Origin of the sequence: Paracoccus sp. S4493, from assembly GCF_000967735.1 — a bacterium.
Taxonomy (GTDB): Bacteria; Pseudomonadota; Alphaproteobacteria; order Rhodobacterales; family Rhodobacteraceae; genus Paracoccus; species Paracoccus marcusii.
This window is the reverse complement of record NZ_JXYF01000285.1, coordinates 1-421: the sequence shown is the minus strand read 5'-3', so window position 1 is coordinate 421 and position 421 is coordinate 1. Positions and strand designations below refer to the sequence as shown.

Annotated in this window: 1 protein-coding gene; it reads right to left on the bottom strand. The window is 74.3% G+C overall.

The features are described 5' to 3' along the window. Positions 1-46: 46 nt before the first annotated feature. Positions 47-421, bottom strand: a 375-nt coding sequence (locus TW83_RS17185) for a PfkB family carbohydrate kinase (protein WP_045984007.1), incomplete at its 5' end; no start/stop codon positions are given.

The window sequence follows — 421 nt, the reverse complement described above, 5'->3', positions numbered from 1 at the left end:
CCCCCCGCCGGGATGGGGCTGCGCCCCTCCCGGACCCTCCCCCAGATCAGGCAGGCATTTCATGCGACCAGGGCGGGTTTGCGCCGGGGCGCGAAACGGTGACGGCAGCGGCCTGCGCGCCGAGCGTCAGCGCCGCGTGGATCTGGGCGGGGGTGATCGCCGCGATGGCGTCCTTGGTCAGCAGGCCCTGGCGGTCCAGCGAGGCCAGCACGCCCGCGTTGAACGTGTCGCCCGCGCCGATCGTGTCGGCCACGGTGGCGCGCACGGCGGGGGCGTGAACGGTCTCTCCGGCCCAGATCGCCTTGGCGCCGGCCTCTCCTCCGGTCTGCAGGACCAGCTTGGGGCCGGTGGCCAGCACCGCGCGGGCGGCGTCTTCAGGCGACAGGTCGGGGTGCAGCCATTCCAGATCGTCGGCCGACAG